The 16,425-nt window shown below is 65.5% G+C and carries 19 protein-coding genes; 14 read left to right on the forward strand and 5 right to left on the reverse strand.

The window, feature by feature from the left end; genetic code table 11:
* Window positions 1-3: 3 nt before the first annotated feature.
* Together ABLI39_RS08380 and glmS are read right to left on the reverse strand one after the other, a co-directional pair.
* Entirely contained in the window at window positions 4-351 is a 348-nt protein-coding gene (locus ABLI39_RS08380; protein ID WP_146336899.1) for a holo-ACP synthase, read from the reverse strand.
* A gap of 4 nt (window positions 352-355) precedes the next feature.
* Window positions 356-2,248, reverse strand: a complete 1,893-nt coding sequence (gene glmS / locus ABLI39_RS08385) for a glutamine--fructose-6-phosphate transaminase (isomerizing) (protein ID WP_349412985.1) — start codon at window positions 2,246-2,248, stop codon at window positions 356-358.
* A 132-nt stretch (window positions 2,249-2,380) separates the two neighbouring features.
* Here glmS and coaA point away from each other — a divergent pair, with 132 nt between their 5' ends.
* From coaA to mscL, 3 genes are all read left to right on the forward strand, one after another.
* On the forward strand, window positions 2,381-3,346 hold the full coding sequence (coaA, locus tag ABLI39_RS08390) for a type I pantothenate kinase (protein WP_138768608.1): 966 nt from the start codon (window positions 2,381-2,383) through the stop codon (window positions 3,344-3,346).
* Between the two features lie 5 nt (window positions 3,347-3,351).
* Window positions 3,352-4,266, forward strand: coding sequence for a M15 family metallopeptidase (locus ABLI39_RS08395; RefSeq protein WP_349412986.1), 915 nt, complete (start codon window positions 3,352-3,354; stop codon window positions 4,264-4,266).
* Window positions 4,267-4,335: 69 nt separating this feature from the next.
* Window positions 4,336-4,737: a large conductance mechanosensitive channel protein MscL gene (gene mscL / locus ABLI39_RS08400; protein WP_349412987.1), complete on the forward strand. Its 402-nt coding sequence runs from the start codon at window positions 4,336-4,338 to the stop codon at window positions 4,735-4,737.
* A gap of 69 nt (window positions 4,738-4,806) precedes the next feature.
* Here the strand turns inward: mscL and glmM are convergent, their stop codons facing one another.
* The 3 genes from glmM to rplM form a co-directional block, all read right to left on the reverse strand.
* Window positions 4,807-6,168 carry a phosphoglucosamine mutase gene (glmM, locus tag ABLI39_RS08405; protein ID WP_349412988.1) on the reverse strand — a complete coding sequence of 454 codons (1,362 nt, stop codon included), beginning with the start codon at window positions 6,166-6,168 and terminating at the stop codon, window positions 4,807-4,809.
* Between the two features lie 139 nt (window positions 6,169-6,307).
* On the reverse strand, window positions 6,308-6,814 hold the full coding sequence (gene rpsI, locus ABLI39_RS08410) for a 30S ribosomal protein S9 (RefSeq protein WP_056737844.1): 507 nt from the start codon (window positions 6,812-6,814) through the stop codon (window positions 6,308-6,310).
* Between the two features lie 38 nt (window positions 6,815-6,852).
* Window positions 6,853-7,296: a 50S ribosomal protein L13 gene (rplM, locus tag ABLI39_RS08415; RefSeq protein WP_015937805.1), complete on the reverse strand. Its 444-nt coding sequence runs from the start codon at window positions 7,294-7,296 to the stop codon at window positions 6,853-6,855.
* A gap of 307 nt (window positions 7,297-7,603) precedes the next feature.
* Here rplM and ABLI39_RS08420 point away from each other — a divergent pair, with 307 nt between their 5' ends.
* The 11 genes from ABLI39_RS08420 (at window position 7,604) to ABLI39_RS08470 (ending at window position 16,371) form a co-directional block, all read left to right on the forward strand.
* Window positions 7,604-8,269, forward strand: coding sequence for a prepilin peptidase (locus ABLI39_RS08420; RefSeq protein ID WP_349412989.1), 666 nt, complete (start codon window positions 7,604-7,606; stop codon window positions 8,267-8,269).
* Window positions 8,270-8,539: 270 nt separating this feature from the next.
* A complete protein-coding gene (locus tag ABLI39_RS08425; protein WP_349412990.1) occupies window positions 8,540-8,752 on the forward strand; it encodes a Flp family type IVb pilin in 213 nt (70 codons plus the stop codon).
* Window positions 8,753-8,854: 102 nt separating this feature from the next.
* Window positions 8,855-9,259, forward strand: coding sequence for a TadE/TadG family type IV pilus assembly protein (locus ABLI39_RS08430; RefSeq protein WP_349412991.1), 405 nt, complete (start codon window positions 8,855-8,857; stop codon window positions 9,257-9,259).
* Entirely contained in the window at window positions 9,247-10,263 is a 1,017-nt protein-coding gene (locus ABLI39_RS08435) for a pilus assembly protein TadG-related protein (protein ID WP_349412992.1), read from the forward strand. The genes ABLI39_RS08430 and ABLI39_RS08435 overlap by 13 nt, the downstream gene beginning before the upstream one ends.
* Window positions 10,264-10,280: 17 nt before the next feature.
* On the forward strand, window positions 10,281-11,078 hold the full coding sequence (gene cpaB, locus ABLI39_RS08440) for a Flp pilus assembly protein CpaB (RefSeq protein WP_349412993.1): 798 nt from the start codon (window positions 10,281-10,283) through the stop codon (window positions 11,076-11,078).
* Window positions 11,075-12,277: a CpaE/TadZ family protein gene (locus tag ABLI39_RS08445; RefSeq protein ID WP_349412994.1), complete on the forward strand. Its 1,203-nt coding sequence runs from the start codon at window positions 11,075-11,077 to the stop codon at window positions 12,275-12,277. The genes cpaB and ABLI39_RS08445 overlap by 4 nt, the downstream gene beginning before the upstream one ends.
* Window positions 12,274-13,746 (forward strand): TadA family conjugal transfer-associated ATPase, encoded by a 1,473-nt coding sequence (locus ABLI39_RS08450; RefSeq protein WP_349412995.1) that lies wholly within the window; start codon window positions 12,274-12,276, stop codon window positions 13,744-13,746. Before ABLI39_RS08445 ends, ABLI39_RS08450 begins: the two co-directional genes overlap by 4 nt.
* A 2-nt stretch (window positions 13,747-13,748) precedes the next feature.
* Window positions 13,749-14,696: a type II secretion system F family protein gene (locus tag ABLI39_RS08455; protein WP_349412996.1), complete on the forward strand. Its 948-nt coding sequence runs from the start codon at window positions 13,749-13,751 to the stop codon at window positions 14,694-14,696.
* Between the two features lie 17 nt (window positions 14,697-14,713).
* Window positions 14,714-15,598 (forward strand): type II secretion system F family protein, encoded by an 885-nt coding sequence (locus ABLI39_RS08460; protein WP_349412997.1) that lies wholly within the window; start codon window positions 14,714-14,716, stop codon window positions 15,596-15,598.
* A 243-nt stretch (window positions 15,599-15,841) separates the two neighbouring features.
* Window positions 15,842-16,081 carry a Flp family type IVb pilin gene (locus tag ABLI39_RS08465; protein WP_349412998.1) on the forward strand — a complete coding sequence of 80 codons (240 nt, stop codon included), beginning with the start codon at window positions 15,842-15,844 and terminating at the stop codon, window positions 16,079-16,081.
* A gap of 59 nt (window positions 16,082-16,140) precedes the next feature.
* Complete coding sequence (locus tag ABLI39_RS08470; RefSeq protein WP_349412999.1) at window positions 16,141-16,371, forward strand: Flp family type IVb pilin; 231 nt, start codon at window positions 16,141-16,143, stop codon at window positions 16,369-16,371.
* The last annotated feature ends 54 nt before the right edge of the window (window positions 16,372-16,425 follow it).

A 16,425-nucleotide genomic window follows, 5' to 3' on the forward strand; every position in this document is an offset into this window, starting at 1 on the left:
TGCTTAGCCTTCGGCGATCACCGTGGCGGTAGCGATGCCGCCGTCATGGCTGATCGAGAGGTGCCAGCGTTTGACGCCCTTCGACTCCGCGACGGCCAGCACCGTGTCCTTGACCTGGACCGTGGGGCCGTGCTGGTCCAGGCCGATCCAGCAGTCCTGCCAGTTCATGCCGGCCGGTGCGCCGAGGACCTTGGCCACGGCCTCCTTGGCGGCGAACCGCGCCGCCAGGGACCTGGTGTTCAGTTCCCGCTCGGCCGGGACGAAAAGCCGGTCGCGCAACCCGGGGGTACGCTCAAGCTGCCGTCCGAACCGCTCAATGTCTACGACGTCTACGCCAATGCCAACAATCATGCGGCTATTCTACGGTCACACTCTTGGCCAGGTTCCGCGGCTGGTCCACGTCGTAGCCCTTGGCGCTGGCGAGGGCGAGCGCGAAGATCTGCAGCGGCACGGTGGACAGCAGCGGGGCCAGCAGCGTCGGCGTCTCCGGGATGTAGATGACGTGCTCGGCGAAGGCCTTGACCGCTTCGTCACCCTCCTCGGCGATCACGATCGTCTTGGCGCCGCGGGCTCGGACTTCCTGGATGTTGGAGACGACCTTGGAGTGCAGCGAGTCGCGGCCGCGGGGCGAGGGGACCACCACGAAGACCGGCTGGCCCTCCTCGATCAGGGCGATCGGGCCGTGCTTGAGCTCGCCGGCGGCAAAGCCCTCGGCGTGAATGTACGCGAGTTCCTTGAGCTTGAGCGCGCCTTCCATGGCCACCGGGAAGCCGACGTGCCGGCCGAGGAACAGCACGGACTTGGCGTCCGCCATGGCCTCGCCGAGTTCCTTCATCTGGCCCTCGTTGTCCAGAATCTGCTGGATCTTGGCCGGGATCTTGCCCAGGTCGGCAAGGATGTCCTTGATTTCGCCCTGGAACTTGTTGCCGCGCAGCTGTGCCAGGTACAGGCCCAGCAGATACGCGGCGGTGATCTGGGCCAGGAAGGCCTTAGTCGAGGCGACGGCGATTTCCGGACCCGCGTGGGTGTAGAGCACGGCGTCGGATTCGCGCGGAATGGTCGAACCGTTGGTGTTGCAGATGGACACCGTCTTGGCGCCCTGTTCCTTGGCGTAGCGGACGGCCATCAGCGTGTCCATGGTCTCGCCGGACTGGGAGATGGAGACGATCAGGGTGTTGGCGTCCACGATCGGGTCCCGGTAGCGGAACTCGTGCGAGAGCTCCACCTCGGTGGGGATCCGGCACCAGTGCTCAATGGCGTATTTGGCGACCTGCCCGGCGTACGCGGAGGTGCCGCAGGCCAGGACGATGATCTTGTCGACGCCCTTGAGCAGTTCCGGATCGATCCGGAGCTCATCGAGCGTCAGCTTGCCGTGGACGTCGGAGCGGCCCAGCAGGGTCTGCAGCACGGCATCCGGCTGGTCGTGGATTTCCTTCTCCATAAAGGACGGGAAGCCGCCCTTCTCCGCGGAGGCCGGATCCCAGTTGACGTGGTATTCCTTGCCCTCGGCCGGGCCGCCGAAGAAGTCGGTGATCTCCACGGTGTCCGCGGTGATGGTGACGATCTGGTCCTGGCCCAGTTCCACGGCGCGGCGAGTGTAGTCGATGAAGCCGGAGACGTCGGAGCCGAGGAAGTTCTCGCCCTCGCCAAGGCCCACCACGAGCGGGGAGTTACGGCGGGCGGCCACAACGACGTCGGGCTGGTCCGCGTGCACGGCGAGCAACGTGAAGGCGCCTTCTAGGCGCTGGCAGGCAAGCTGCATGGCCTTGGTCAGGCCGCCCTTGGCCGGGTCGCCGCCGAGCTGGTTCCGGTAGATGTCGCCGAGCAGCGCGGCGGCCACCTCGGTGTCGGTCTCAGAGTGGAACGTGACGCCCTTGCGGAGGAGTTCCTGCTTGAGCTCCGCGAAGTTTTCGATGATGCCGTTGTGGATGAGCGCCAGCTTGCCCTCGTCGGACAGGTGCGGGTGCGCGTTCTGGTCCGTGGGGCCGCCGTGGGTCGCCCAGCGGGTGTGGCCGATCCCGGTCATGGCCTCGGGCAGCGGGTTGGCCTCGAGCTCGGCAATCAGGTTGCTCAGTTTGCCGGACTTCTTGCGGGACGAAATGGCACCGTCCGCGACGACCGCGATGCCCGCGGAGTCATAGCCGCGGTACTCCAGGCGCCGCAATCCTTCCAGGACAACGTCCAAGGCTTTGTGTTCGGTATTTACCCGGCCAGCCGAGCGGCCTACATATCCAACGATTCCACACATGGCCATAAGCCTAGCTGGTTTCCGGACCGTCCGACGTAGGATGTGCCGCCCGCCACCCCGCCGCCGGGCGCTGCCGCGGCCCGCGGGGGCCTTCATTTCGCTCTGGGCGTTCTCAAGGGCAGAATCTCTAGGGTGACTTTGCAACGCAACGACGCGAACGGCGAGGGCGTCTCCCCGTTCGTTGAGCTGGACCGGCAGACCTGGTCCCGGCTCGCTGCCCAAATGGAGCAGCCTCTCAACGAAGAGGACGTGCTCCGCCTCCGCGGCCTGGGCGACCCCCTCGACATGAAGGAGGTCCGGGAGGTCTACCTGCCGCTCTCCCGCCTGTTGCACCTCTACGTTGAGGCCGCCAACCAGCTCCACGCAGCCACCACCACGTTCCTCGGCGAGAAGACCCAACGCACCCCGTTCGTGATCGGCGTGGCCGGTTCGGTAGCCGTGGGGAAGTCGACCATCGCGCGTGTGCTCCGCGAAATGCTACGGCGCTGGCCGGGCACCCCGAACGTGGAGCTCATCACCACCGACGGTTTCCTGTACCCCCTGGCCGAGCTCAAGCGCCGGCAACTCCTGGACCGCAAGGGCTTTCCGGAGTCCTACGACCGCCGAGCCCTTCTTCGCTTTGTGAGCGAGGTTAAGGGCGGCGCAGAGGAAGTGCGCGCCCCCTGGTACTCGCACGTCACCTACGACATCGTTCCGGGCAAGGAGGTTGTGGTCCGCCGGCCGGACGTCCTCATTGTCGAGGGGCTCAACGTCCTGGCGCCGGCCCGTCCGCGGCACGACGGCCGGCAGGGCCTGGCCCTGAGCGACTTCTTCGACTTTTCCATCTACGTGGACGCCAAGACCTCCTATATCGAGGAATGGTACGTGGACCGTTTCCGCAAGCTGCGGACCACAGCCTTCGCCCAGCCGGAATCCTACTTCCACCGGTACGCGACGCTCTCCGATTCCGAGGCCGAGCAGACCGCCCGCGACATCTGGAAGCGCATCAACGAGCCGAACCTGGAGGAGAACGTCCTCCCCACCCGCGGCCGGGCCCAGCTCGTGCTGACCAAGGACGCCGACCACTCCATCCGCCGCATGCTGCTGCGCAAGGTCTAGCGCGGGTGTGCCAGAACGCGTCCGACGCCACCGAGACCCCGGAGTCCCCCAGCCGGCGCGCGTTCGGACGTGTTGTGGCCACGGGCGCCGGGTTCGCGGCCCTGGCCGCCCTGGCCGCCTGCAGCCCGGAGGGCACGGCGCCGCGTCCTGCTTCCGGCACAGGCGTGCCAACTGGCACCCCTTCCACCGCGCCGGCTTCCTCGGGCGCACCGACCGCCACGGCCGCCACGACGACGACGGACCCCGCGGACCCCGCCGGTCCGGGCCCGGCCGCTTCCGCGCCGCCCAGCTCCCCGGCGGCCGCCGCACCCGGCAGGCAGTATTCCTTGACGGATCCGGCAAGTCCATGGGTGGTGGTGAACAAGCACCGCCCGCTCTCCCCCGCGGCTTTCGTCCCGGCCGACCTGGTGCAGCCGGCCGTGCGGCTCGCGGCGTCCGGGGAGGCTGCCCTGCTGAACAGCACGACGGCGGCAGCGGCCCAGCGGATGTTCGACGACGCGGCAGCCGCCGGCGTCGTCCTGGTACTGGCGAGCGGCTACCGTTCCTTCGCCACCCAGACCGCCACCTACAACAGCTACGTGAACTCCCGCGGGCTCGCCGAGGCGGACACCGCGTCGGCCCGCCCGGGCCACTCGGAGCACCAGACCGGCTGGGCTTTCGACATCGGCGACGGCGGCGGCGCCTGCAGCTTCCAGCCATGCTTCGCCGAACAGCCGGCCGCCGTGTGGGCCAAGGCAAACGCGCACCGCTTCGGCTTTGTGGTCCGCTACCCCTGGATGTTCCATGAGATCACGGGCTACTACTACGAGCCGTGGCACCTGCGCTACGTCGGTGCGGAAGCGGCCGGCGAGATGAACGCCCGGGGTATTGCGACCCTCGAGGAGTACTTTGGGCTGGAAGCGGCACCGGGCTACCTCTAGGGAAGACACGGAAGCGGAAACACACGTACCCGTCACGGCCCGTTCACGCGGCGGGGTTATGTTGAGGGCATGCTGACAGGATTCAAGAACTTTATTCTTAAGGGCAACGTCGTAGACCTTGCCGTCGCAGTCGTCATCGGCGCCGCATTTGGCGCCGTGGTAACGGCACTTGTCCAGAGCGTTCTCATGCCGTTCATCGCGGGCCTGGTTGGATCCCCTAACTTTGACAGCTTCGCCGTCGTCACCTTGAACGGCAACGACATCAAGTTCGGCGTGTTGCTGACGGCAATCGTCAACTTCCTGCTCGTCGCGGCCGCCATTTACTTCGTCGTTGTGGTGCCGATGAACCACATGATCGAGCGCCGCAACCGCCGCCTCGGCATCCACCCGGACGTCAAGGAAGAAGCGGCCGAAGACCCGCAGATCGCCCTGCTGACCGAGATCCGCGACGCACTGACCCGTACCAACTAGCTTCCGCACCAACGAAAAGGCGGCCCGCTTCCTTCCGGAAGCGGGCCACTGTTGTTTGCGGACGGGGCGTCAGTCTGACACGAGGGCCAGGGCCAGTTCGGTCCTGACCACCTGGGCAAGGCCTTCGGCGACTTCCTGCGCGGTGTCGTGATCGGCGGCTTCCACCATCACCCGGACCACCGGCTCTGTACCGGAGGGGCGCAGCAGGACGCGGCCGGTATCACCGAGCTGCGCTTCGGCCTGGGCGACGGCCTCTGCCACGGCTTCGTCGCCGTCGACGCGGGTGCGGTCGACGCCCTTGACGTTGATCAGCACCTGCGGGAGCTTGGTCATGACCTTGGCCAGTTCCTTCAGCGGACGGCCGGTCAGGGCCACCTGCGCGGCGATCTGCAGGCCCGTCAACACCCCGTCCCCGGTAGTCGCGTGGTCGGCGAAGATCACGTGGCCGGACTGTTCCCCACCAAGATTGAAGCCGCCTTCGCGCATGCCTTCGAGCACGTAGCGGTCGCCCACGCCGGTCTCGCGGAGGCTGATGCCAGCGTCCCGCAGGGCGATCTTGAGTCCTAGGTTGCTCATCACGGTGGCCACCAGGACGTCGTCCTTGAGCTTGCCGGCATCTTTGAGGGCCACGGCAAGGATGGCCATGATCTCGTCGCCGTCCACCTCGTTGCCCTCGTGGTCAACGGCGAGGCAGCGGTCGGCGTCGCCGTCGTGCGCGATGCCGAGGTCAGCGCCGTATTCCAGGACTGCTTGCTTGAGCGGGCCGAGGTGCGTCGAGCCCACCCCGTCGTTGATGTTGAGGCCGTCCGGTTCGGCGCCGATGACCAGCACCTGGGCGCCGGCGTCCTTGAAGACCTGCGGCGAGCAGCCGCTGGCGGCGCCGTGCGCGCAGTCCAGGACCACCTTGAGCCCGTCGAGCCGGTGCGGGAGGGTGCCCAGCAGGTGCACGATGTAGCGGTCCTCGGCGTCGGAGAAGCGCTGGATGCGGCCCACTTCGCCGCCAACGGGGCGGAAGGGCTCCTTGGCCAGCTGCTCTTCGATGGCGTCCTCGACGTCGTCGGGGAGTTTCTGGCCGCCGCGGGCGAAGAACTTGATCCCGTTGTCAGGCGCCGGGTTGTGGGAGGCGGAGATCATCACACCGAAGTCGGCGTCGAGGTCCGCCACGAGGTACGCCGCGGCCGGGGTGGGGAGCACTCCGGCGTCGTAGACGTCGATGCCGGAGCTGGAAAGCCCGGCCTCCACGGCGGCGGCGAGGAACTCGCCGCTGGCGCGCGGGTCGCGGGCGACGACGGCGCGCGGCCGGTTGCCGTTAATGCTGCGGTCGTGGCCAAGCACGACGGCGGCAGCCTGCGCCAGCTGCAATGCCAGCTCGGCGGTCAGCAGACCGTTAGCCAGGCCGCGGACACCATCTGTTCCAAATAATCTAGACATCGGGTCAAGTTTAGTCGATGGCACGCCCGGCTCCCGCCCCGGGCGGCTGGACGGGCGTTAAACGACGGAAGCCCGCCCCGCATGAGTGCGGGACGGGCTTCCGGTTCCAACCAGCCGAGGCCGGTCGGGAAGGCGCTTTTTAGCGCTTGGAGTACTGCTGGGCCTTGCGTGCCTTCTTGAGACCAGCCTTCTTACGCTCGATGACGCGTGCGTCACGGGTAAGGTAGCCAGCCTTCTTCAGGGTGGCGCGGTTGTTCTCGACGTCGATCTCGTTCAGCGAACGGGCGATGCCGAGGCGCAGTGCACCGGCCTGGCCGGAGGGGCCACCGCCGTGGATGCGGGCGATAACGTCGTAGGCGCCTTCGAGATCAAGGATCTTGAAGGGCTCGTTGACGTCCTGCTGGTGCAGCTTGTTCGGGAAGTAGTTCGACAGCTCGCGGCCGTTGATGGTCCACTTGCCGGAGCCCGGCACAACGCGAACGCGTGCAACGGCTTCCTTGCGGCGGCCAACAGCTGCGCCGGCGACGGTCAGGGCCGGACGTTCCTTCTTCGGCGCGGCTGCGTCAGCAGCTCCGCTTTCCGAGGTGTAGCTGGTCAGGTTTTCCTCAGCCTCAACGGCTTCGGTGGTCTCTTCGTTCTGAGCCACGGTTCTCCTTGTATTAATAAGTTAGTTGGTGGCCAGGACTACTGGGCGACCTGGGTGATTTCGAAAGTCTTGGGCTGCTGGGCGGCGTGCGGGTGCTCGGCACCGCGGTAAACCTTCAGCTTGCCCAGCTGCTGGGCAGCGAGGGAGTTCTTCGGGAGCATGCCCTTGATGGCCTTCTCAACGGCGCGGACCGGGTTGGATTCCAGCAGTTCCGCGTAGTTGACGGAGGTCAGGCCGCCCGGGTAGCCGGAGTGGCGGTATGCGCGCTTCTGCTCCAGCTTGGCGCCGGTGAGGGCAACCTTTTCAGCGTTGATGATGATGACGAAGTCGCCCATGTCCATGTGGGACGCGAAGGTGGCCTTGTGCTTGCCGCGCAGCAGGATTGCGGTCTGGCTGGCGAGACGACCAAGGACAACGTCGGTGGCGTCAATGACGTGCCACTGGCGGTTGATATCGCCGGGCTTCGGGGTGTACGTACGCACGGTGTTTGCCTCGTTCTTGTTCTGGCGTTCTTGTTTTAGGCGTCACGCAAAGGTGCACCTACTATCTATGCGCTACCGGAACAGAGGTGAGGGCTCCATGTAACCAGTCATCCTGTGGACTCGAATGTGCACGTTGAGTAGCTATCCTGCAACCGGATTCTCAAGCGGGCACGCATCATCGAGATAGGACACGCACAACGACTACCAAGAATAGCGGAAGCCGGGGTCATGGGTCAAAATGGGGTGTCCGGTGGCACGCTGCCCAGCGTGCCGCGCAGTTCCGGCCCGCCGCACCCCTGGAGGTACCGTGCCCGATCCCGCCGTCGCAGGGGCCTCACCGCTGTTGTTCCTGGCGGCAATCGCCGCCGCCGGGCTGGGCCTTGGCTGGCTGGCCGACGCCGTTGTGAGGCGGGCCCTGCCGGAGCTTGCTGGCCGCCCCACCCTCCTCCAGCGTTCGACGGCGGCGGTGGCCGCCGCGGCTCTTTGCGCACTGTTGGCCTGGCGTTTTGGCGCTTCCCCGGCACTGCCGGCGTTTTTGTTTCTTGCAATTACCGGCATCCAGCTGGCGCGGATCGATATCCTTCATCATTTGTTGCCCAACCGGCTGGTCGTACCCCTGCTGGGTGCCGGCATCCTGCTCCTCGCAGGGGCCTCGCTAGCACTGGGAGGTTGGGAAAAGCTGGTCGGCGGCCTCGCCGGGGCCGTCATCCTCTTCTTTTTCTACTTCATCCTGGCCCTCATCAGCCCCAAGAGCCTCGGAATGGGCGATGTTAAGCTCGCCGCACCACTCGGCCTGTACTTAGGCTACTTGGGCTGGGCGCCGCTGTTCTATGGCGGCGCCCTGGGCTTCGTCGCCGGCGGTCTCGTGTCCTTCGCCCTCGTGCTAAAAAACCGCGCAAACAAGCCGAAGGAAGTGGCCTACGGGCCGTCCATGCTTGCCGCCGCCCTGGCGGCCATCCTGCTCGTCGCATAGCACCCCTTCCCGCCTCCCACGTAGGCGAACCAGTAAGCCCACTGAGTAAACCAAGTAGTTGCCCTTGGCGTGCCCAGAAGAACTGAGTACACCTTTCCAAAGCGGGCAAGTAAAACCCCCATTTCGCCCCTAGAAGTCGAGTAGCCGGACTCATTGCCGGGCCGTTAATCGGCGTGCAATTCTTGTCCCATCGGAGCTCCACCAGGTAGCAAAAGGGGATTTGCTGGAATTCCGTAACACTATTCATAACTCTGGAAAAGGACTTTTAAAATGACTGGTCTCATGGTCTCAATGCTGGCGTTTGTCGCCGGCGTCAAGAACCGATTCGAATCCGAAAAGGGCGCAACCGCGACGGAATACTCGCTCCTGATCGCGTTCGTTGCTTTCGCCATCATCGGCGGCGCAATGATCTTCGGCGGGGCTCTCAGCGACTGGTTCGGCCGGCTGGGCGCAGCTGTCGGCGGCTGGCGCGTCGGCCCGTAGGCAACCCTTCGGTCTCAGCAACACCCACTGTGCCGCGTCCGTGTCTCGCGGACGCGGCACAGTACTTAATCTTTCGGCTGCATCTATCCCTGGGGGGATCAAATGAAGCGCAGCACTTCACGGGCGTCCGGAACCGGCGCCGACCGGCGGCAGCGGGGGGCCGCCGCCGTCGAATTCGCCCTCGTGGCACCCATCCTCCTCGCGCTGGTTGGCGGGATCGTGGAGTTTTCCCACGCCTATAACCTGCAGATTTCCGTCACGCAGGCGGCCCGCGAGGCCGCCCGGACCATGGCGGTCAAGAACGATCAGGGCCTGGCCCGTGCCGCCGGGCAGGCGGGCGCTCCGGGCTTGGACGCCGCCGGCTTCGCCTTCGCATTCACCCCCGGCGCCTGCGCGAAGGACCTCACAGCGAACGTCACCGTCACTTATACCGGCAATGCCCTGACAGGCATGTTCGGCCGTACGTTGACCGTGACAGGAGTAGGAGCCATGCGATGCGGCGGCTGAAGAACCACACCAATAAGGAGCGCGGGGCGGCCGGCGTCATGGTGGCACTGCTGATGCTGGTGCTCATCGGCGCTGGGGCTATGGCGGTCGATGTCGGTCAGATCTACGCGGAGCGTGCTCAACTGCAGAACGTCGCAGACGCCGGCGCCATGGCCGCCGCGCAGCGCTGCCACAAGGCCGGCGGATGCACGGTGGCGCAGGCAACCGCCTGGGCCGCTGAACTGAGTGGTCCGAACTCCAATGACGGCGCAACCACTATCGATTCGGTGGATCTCTCTGTTCCGCACCAGGTCACAGTGGTCACGTCCACCCGTGACGGCACCAGCGGGGCTGGCTTCCTCACAAAATTGTTCGCCAGCGCCCTCAACGCTCCACCGGTTACGGTCGGCGCCCATGCCACGGCGTCCGTGGGGACCCCGCCCGGCGCCACCGCCTTTCCGCTGGCATTCTCCGACTGCAGCTACGACCTCTCGGCGGCTGCCGCGACAGGCGCCGTCCAACTGATCAAGTACAAGCCTGGACGGGGAAGCTGCACGTCCACTTCGGGCCACGTCATCCCGGGCGGCTTTGGCTGGCTGAACCAGAGCGCACCGTGCGAGGCCGGCACGACTTCCGGCGGCATCGCCGGCAGCGATCCGGGCGCCGACTACGCCGCAGAGTGCAACGCCGTCCTCACGACGTGGAAAAACAAGATCCTGGCCGGCGAGAGCGTGGAGGGGACCTTTCCGGTCTACGACGATGCTGGCGGCACCGGCCACAGCGGCTGGCTACACGTGCGGGGCTACGCGACCTTCAAGATGATCGGCTGGCGGTTCTCCGGTAGCGGGGACCCGCAAGTATTTAGGTCAGGAATGCCGGATGTGGTCAACGTAGCCAATGTCTGCAACAACCCTTGCCGAGGCATCATCGGACAATTCGTGAGATTTGAATCCATCGATTCCGCAGGAGGACCTCCGGGCACCGGCCCGGATCTCGGAAGCGTTATTATCCAGCTCATTAAGTAAGACACTTCTAAGGAGTTATGATGAAAACACGCCTACTGGGAGGCATCGCCGCATTACTTGTGGCAATTATCGGAACAGTATTGTTGGTCTCGTATGTTCAGAATGCAGATCGGCGGGCATTGTCCGGTACTGAAACAGAGTCAATTTACGTCGTACAAAAGGTCATTCCGGCCGGTAGCACCGCGGATAAAATCGCTGCCTCGGTCACGAAGAAGGAAGTACCGAAGCTGGCATTGGCCGAGAAAAGCGTTACGGACCTCGCGTCCCTTGGCTCCAAAGTCACCGCAGTTACCCTCGAACCGGGTGAGCAGCTGCTTTCCAGCCGCATGGTGGACCAAACGGCATTCCTCGGCCCCTCCCGGGTCCAGGTGCCGACAGGTCTGCAGGAAATCACGCTCAAGCTTCCTATCGAGCGGGTCGCCGGCGGCATCCTGAAGGCCGGCGACACCGTCGGCATCTTCCTGTCCCTGGATCAGTCGGCCACCGGAGCGGACGGAGCCGCTGGTGCCAAATTGAGCAAGACGCAGCAGACTTTCCATAAAGTCTTGGTCACCGCGGCGCAGTACAGCGACGGCGCGGCCACGCAGACTGGGACCCCGGACGCTGCAGCGGCAGGAGCTAGCCAGGTCTCATCCACCACACCCGCCAAAGCCCAGAGTGACGGCAGCTTCCTCATCACTCTGGCCAGGAACTCTGCCGATACGGAACGCATTGTCTTCGCTGCTGAATTCGGCAAGATCTACCTGTCGAAGGAACCGGGCGATTCTCCCGATTCGAGCACGGGCACCGTAGACGCGGCAGGGCTGTTCCGATGAGCCGCTTCGTCCTGATCACGCCCAACGCCGACTTCGAGCGGCTGGTCCGCCTGGCCATCGCCGGCATGCACGGCGAGTTGCACGTCTTCAAGGCCGACTACCTGCCCGAGGGCCCCGCCGACATCATGCGGCAGATGGTCGGCGACCCGCCCGAGGTCCTGATTCTGGGCCCCGGCGTACCGGTAGCTGACTCGCTGAAACTGGCGGCCGTCATGGACCTGCAGTACCCGGAGATCAGCGTAGTCCTGGCGGTCGCAGCCGGCCCGGACACGGTAGTCCAGGCGATGCGGGCCGGCGTCCGGGACCTGCTGGATCCCGGGGCCGATCCGGACACCATCCGGGTCATGCTGGAGCGGGCCAGCCTCGCCGCCGCCGGCCGGCGCCGCGGGCTCGGCCCGCAGGCCACCGAACACGCCGACCACGGTTCCGGCCGCGTCATCGCGGTGATGTCGCCCAAGGGCGGTGTCGGCAAGACGACGGTGGCCACCAACCTCGCCGTCGGGCTCGGAAAGACTGCGCCGATGAGCGTGGTGATCGTGGACCTCGACCTCCAGTTCGGCGACGTGGCGAGTGGCTTGCTACTCGAACCCGAATTCACCATCACCGATGCCGTGATAGGGGCAGCCAGTCAGGACTCCATGGTGCTGAAGACCTACCTCACGGTCCACCCGGCGGGCATCTACGCACTGTGCGCCCCGAGGACGCCCGTGGAGATGGACCGCATCAGCGCGGCCCACGTGTCCCACCTGCTGGAGCAGTTGCGGCAGGAGTTCCGCTACATCGTGGTGGACACCGCTCCGGGCCTCGGCGAACACGTCCTGGCCACACTGGAGCAGGCCACGGACGTCGTGTGGATCTGCGGCATGGATGTCCCCAGCATTCGGGGCATGCGGACCGGGTTCCAGATCCTCGATGAACTGAACCTGGTGCCGGCCAACCGCCACATTGTGCTCAACATGGCCGACCGGCGGGCCGGGCTCTCGCTCAAAGACGTCGAAGCCACCATCGGCGCCCCCGTGGACGTGGTGCTGCCACGGTCCCGGACGCTTCCGTTTTCCACCAACAAGGGCGTGCCGGTTCTCCAGGAGGGAAGCAGGGATTCCACCCTGAAGGGCCTCCGCCAACTGGTCGACCGCTTCAAGCCGGAGTGGGAAGCCAGACCGCACAAGCAACTCCACAGAAGGGCGGTAGTCCAGTGAGCCTCACGGACCGATTCCAGCAACTGCGCGGAGGGACTCGGCCCGACGTACCCGAGGAAAAGTCCGCCGTCGACGTCTTCGCCTCGCAGGCCCAGCCTGCAACTCTTGGCCGGATCCTCGAAGCAAGGACTGCGGCGGAGGCGCAGCCCGGGGTCGCCGAACTCCAGCAGACGGCTTCTGTCGCCAGCGAAGCACTGAACGCGCTGAAGGAACGCGCCAGCCAGGCGCTGTTCGAACGCCTCGGTTCCCGGATCACCGATTCCTCGATCGATGAGGCGGAGCTGCACCAGTCAGTCAAGGACGAACTGAAAGCCGTCGTGGACGAGGAGCAGATCCCCCTCACCGCGCTTGAACGGCAGCGTCTGATCCGCGAAATCATCGACGATGTGCTCGGCCACGGCCCCATCCAGCGATACCTGGACGACCCCACCGTCACGGAGGTTATGGTCAACCGCTTCGACCAGATCTACGTGGAACGGGCGGGGCACCTTCAGCTCACCGACTCGAAGTTCACTTCCGACGACGCCCTGCGGCGTGTCATCGAGCGGATCGTCTCCAACGTGGGACGCCGGATCGACGAGTCGTCCCCCTTGGTGGATGCCCGGCTGTCTGACGGCTCCCGCGTCAACGCCATCATCCCGCCGCTGGCCGTCAACGGACCTGCGCTGACCATCCGGAAGTTTGGCCGGGATCCGCTGACCGTCCACGACCTGATTTCGATGGGCAGCCTCTCGCCGGAAATGGCCGAACTGCTCCAGGCCTGCGTGCTCGCCCGGCTGAACATCATCGTCTCGGGCGGTACCGGTACCGGCAAGACGACACTGCTGAATGTACTCTCCTCATTCATTCCGAGCGACGACCGGATCGTCACGATCGAGGACGCTGTCGAACTGCAGTTGCAGCAGGACCACGTGGTCCGGTTGGAGAGCAGGCCCCAGAACATCGAGGGCAAGGGTGAAATCTCCATCCGAGACCTGGTACGAAACTCGCTGCGTATGCGGCCGGACCGGATTGTGGTCGGCGAGGTCCGCGGCGGGGAGTGCCTGGACATGCTGCAGGCCATGAACACGGGCCACGACGGTTCCATCTCCACGGTGCACGCAAACTCGCCCCGGGATGCCATTGCGCGGTTGGAAACCCTTGTGCTGATGGCCGGCATGGACCTGCCGCTGCGGGCCATCCGCGAACAGGTCGCTTCTGCGGTGAACCTGATCGTGCACATCTCCCGGCTCCGCGACGGCTCGCGGCGAGTCACGCACATAACCGAGGTCCAGGGCATGGAGGGCGACGTCGTTACCCTCCAGGATGCCTTTGTGTTCGACTATGCCGCCGGCATCGACGCCAGTGGCAGGTTCCTGGGCAAGCCCGTCCCCACCGGGGTCCGGCCGCGCTTCACTGACCGCTTTGCCGAACTCGGGATCCCGATCTCCCCGGCGGTCTTTGGCGCAGCACCCGTCAGGGGGCGGTAACCATGCTGGACCAGTCGCCGCTTGTCTTCGTCGGCGGACTCCTCCTGACCTACGCGGCCCTGGCGATCTTGGTCGCCGTCGCCTTCAAGTCCAACGCCGTTCCGCTGTCCCGGCGCCGGCCGGACGAGGCGGCCGTCCATTCCTCCAACCTGACCAAACTCACCGACCAAGCCGTGCACACGCTCAACCAGGGGCTCCGCAGCCGCGGTTCCGGGCTACTCAACCGCGAGAAACTTGACAGCGCCGGGCTGAAGAAGCAGCCGGGAGACTACCTGCTGATGGGCGGGGCCTTCACCTTCGTGGCGGTCGTCCTTGGATTCCTTTTGGGCGGCATCCTATTCGCGGTGCTGATGCTGTTGCTGGCACCGGTAGGCCTCCTTCTCCTCCTGAATGTCTTGGTCGCGCGGCGACGCAGGAAGTTCGACGAGCAGGTCCCCGATTCGTTGCAGATGCTCGCCGGTGGCCTACGCGCCGGGCACAGCCTGCTCCGTTCCGTGGACGCGGCCGCCGAAGAAAACGAGGCGCCGATGAAAGAGGAACTCAACCGGGTCGTGAACGAAACCCGGATCGGAAGGGACTTAGGCGAATCGCTCGCGGAAGTCGCCCGGCGCACCAACAATGAGGATTTCGCCTCCATCACCCGGGCCATCGAGATCCACCGGGAAGTCGGCGGGGACCTCGCCCAGGTACTGGACAACGTGGGCGAGACCATCCGGGACCGCAACCAGCTCCGCGGCCAGGTTAAAGCGCTCAGCGCTGAAGGCCGGATGTCCGCCATGGTGCTGATGGCGCTTCCGATCCTGATGTTTATTGGGCTGACGAGTTTCAACCCGCTGTACTCGCGGGTCTTCTTGACGACGTTTCCCGGCCTCCTGATGATCCTCACCGCCGTCGTCCTGTTGGCGGTGGGCGGCTTCTGGCTCAGCCGGCTCATCAAACCGAAGTTCTGAGAAGGAGGGAGAGAACTGTGCAAACCATTGCCTACGCAGCAATCCTGGCGGTCGTCGCCCCGCTCTCGATCATGACCTGGCTTGCCCTGACCGGCGACCGGGCCGGCTTGCGAAATATCCAGGCCAACCTCGGGCAACGCCGGGAGGCCGCCGGGTCGGCGTTTTCAGCCACAGGCCAGTTCGCCGCCTTGAGCCGTAGGGTCACCCCTAAGGGCTACACGGCGTGGCTGGACAAGCAACTGGCAGGCGCCGGCCGGCCCAAGGACTGGCCGCTGGGACGAGTCGTCATGGTCAAGCCGTTGCTGGCCCTCGCGGGGGTCATCCTTGGGGCCCTCATGATTGCCGGAAACCCCACGGCGGCGAGCGTCCTCCTGACGGTGGCCGCGTCAGCGCTCGCCTATTTCGTCCCCGATATCCTGATCCGCAACCACGCCCAAAAGCGGCGCGAGAAGATTAAACTCGAGCTGCCGGACACCCTGGACCAGATGCTCATCTCGGTCCAGGCCGGCCTCGGCTTCGAAACTGCCATGGCCCGGGCGGGCCAGAACGGCAAGGGTCCGCTCGCCGAGGAATTGATTCGAACGCTGCAGGATATCCAGGTGGGCCGCTCCCGCAAAGAGGCGTATCTGGCCATGGCCCAGCGTGTGGACGTGCCGGACCTGCGGTCCTTTGTCCGGGCTGTCGTACAGGCAGACGCCTACGGCATCGCCATCGCAAACGTGCTCAACTCGCAGGCGAAGGACATGCGGGTCAAGAGGCGCCAGCGGGCCGAAGAGCACGCCATGAAGATGCCGGTCAAGATGCTCTTTCCGCTGATCTTCACGATCCTGCCCACGTTGTTCATCGTTTTGCTGGGACCCACGGTCATGAGCATGATCGAAGTTTTCGCCAAGACCAAGTAGCCGCGCGGCCCCCAAAGACCGGACCCCCCTTGGAACCCAGAGCTGAGGGGGGTCCTCCCTTGTGCCCGCGGGGTTCCTGCAGCGGCTGGCGCAGGATCCGCGCAGGGAACGTACAGGAAATGGGCAGTTTGGGAAGACTTGGCACAGGATGTTCCCAATTCGGATTGACGGCGTGTCGGTGGTTGCTAAGTTCCTCTCAGTGCTGGTGCAGGGCCAGCCGCCCAACTCGCTCAGGAGTCACCAATGCGTTCCTTCTTCTCCACCATCGCAACCCGCCTTCGCCGCGACCAGCGCGGCGCCACCGCCGTCGAATACGGCATCATGGTCTCCCTCATCGCCGTCGTCATCATCGTCGCCGTCACGCTGCTCGGCGGCACCCTGAAGGAGACCTTCAACTCGGTCCAGTGCAGCGTCAAGGGCGGAACCTACACGGCAGCCGCATCGACCGCGCCGGCCGGCACTGCGGGCAGCTGCTCCAAGTAATCTTCCGCCCGTTCGTCTCTGGCCCACCCCGGGCCGCACCCACCGCCCAGGAGGCATCCGTGCGTTCGTTCTTTAGCAGCCTTGCTGCCCGTCTGCGCCGCGACCAGCGCGGCGCCACCGCCGTCGAGTACGGCATCATGGTCTCCCTGATCGCCGTTGTGATCATCGTCGCCGTCACGATGCTCGGCGGCACCCTGAAGGATACGTTCACCCAGGTCCAGTGCTCGGTCAGTAGCGGTACCTACGCTGCCGGCGCCGACGCGGGCAAGGCCACCTGCACACCCAAATAGCGGCCAGACCAAGGCGCACGGCGCCCAGGAACGTGGGGGGGGGGGGGGGGGGGA

The sequence above is a fragment of the Pseudarthrobacter sp. B907 genome (genome assembly GCF_040137805.1).
Classification (GTDB): Bacteria; Actinomycetota; Actinomycetes; order Actinomycetales; family Micrococcaceae; genus Arthrobacter.

Bases quoted from the DNA above. Each gene is read 5' to 3' on its own strand.
- ABLI39_RS08380 (WP_146336899.1), bottom strand. From the start codon at position 351: ATGATTGTTGGCATTGGCGTAGACGTCGTAGACATTGAGCGGTTCGGA.
- glmS (WP_349412985.1), bottom strand. From the start codon at position 2,248: ATGTGTGGAATCGTTGGATATGTAGGCCGCTCGGCTGGCCGGGTAAAT.
- mscL (WP_349412987.1), top strand. From the start codon at position 4,336: ATGCTGACAGGATTCAAGAACTTTATTCTTAAGGGCAACGTCGTAGAC.
- glmM (WP_349412988.1), bottom strand. From the start codon at position 6,168: ATGTCTAGATTATTTGGAACAGATGGTGTCCGCGGCCTGGCTAACGGT.
- ABLI39_RS08425 (WP_349412990.1), top strand. From the start codon at position 8,540: ATGACTGGTCTCATGGTCTCAATGCTGGCGTTTGTCGCCGGCGTCAAG.
- ABLI39_RS08430 (WP_349412991.1), top strand. From the start codon at position 8,855: ATGAAGCGCAGCACTTCACGGGCGTCCGGAACCGGCGCCGACCGGCGG.
- ABLI39_RS08435 (WP_349412992.1), top strand. From the start codon at position 9,247: ATGCGGCGGCTGAAGAACCACACCAATAAGGAGCGCGGGGCGGCCGGC.
- cpaB (WP_349412993.1), top strand. From the start codon at position 10,281: ATGATGAAAACACGCCTACTGGGAGGCATCGCCGCATTACTTGTGGCA.
- ABLI39_RS08445 (WP_349412994.1), top strand. From the start codon at position 11,075: ATGAGCCGCTTCGTCCTGATCACGCCCAACGCCGACTTCGAGCGGCTG.
- ABLI39_RS08455 (WP_349412996.1), top strand. From the start codon at position 13,749: ATGCTGGACCAGTCGCCGCTTGTCTTCGTCGGCGGACTCCTCCTGACC.
- ABLI39_RS08465 (WP_349412998.1), top strand. From the start codon at position 15,842: ATGCGTTCCTTCTTCTCCACCATCGCAACCCGCCTTCGCCGCGACCAG.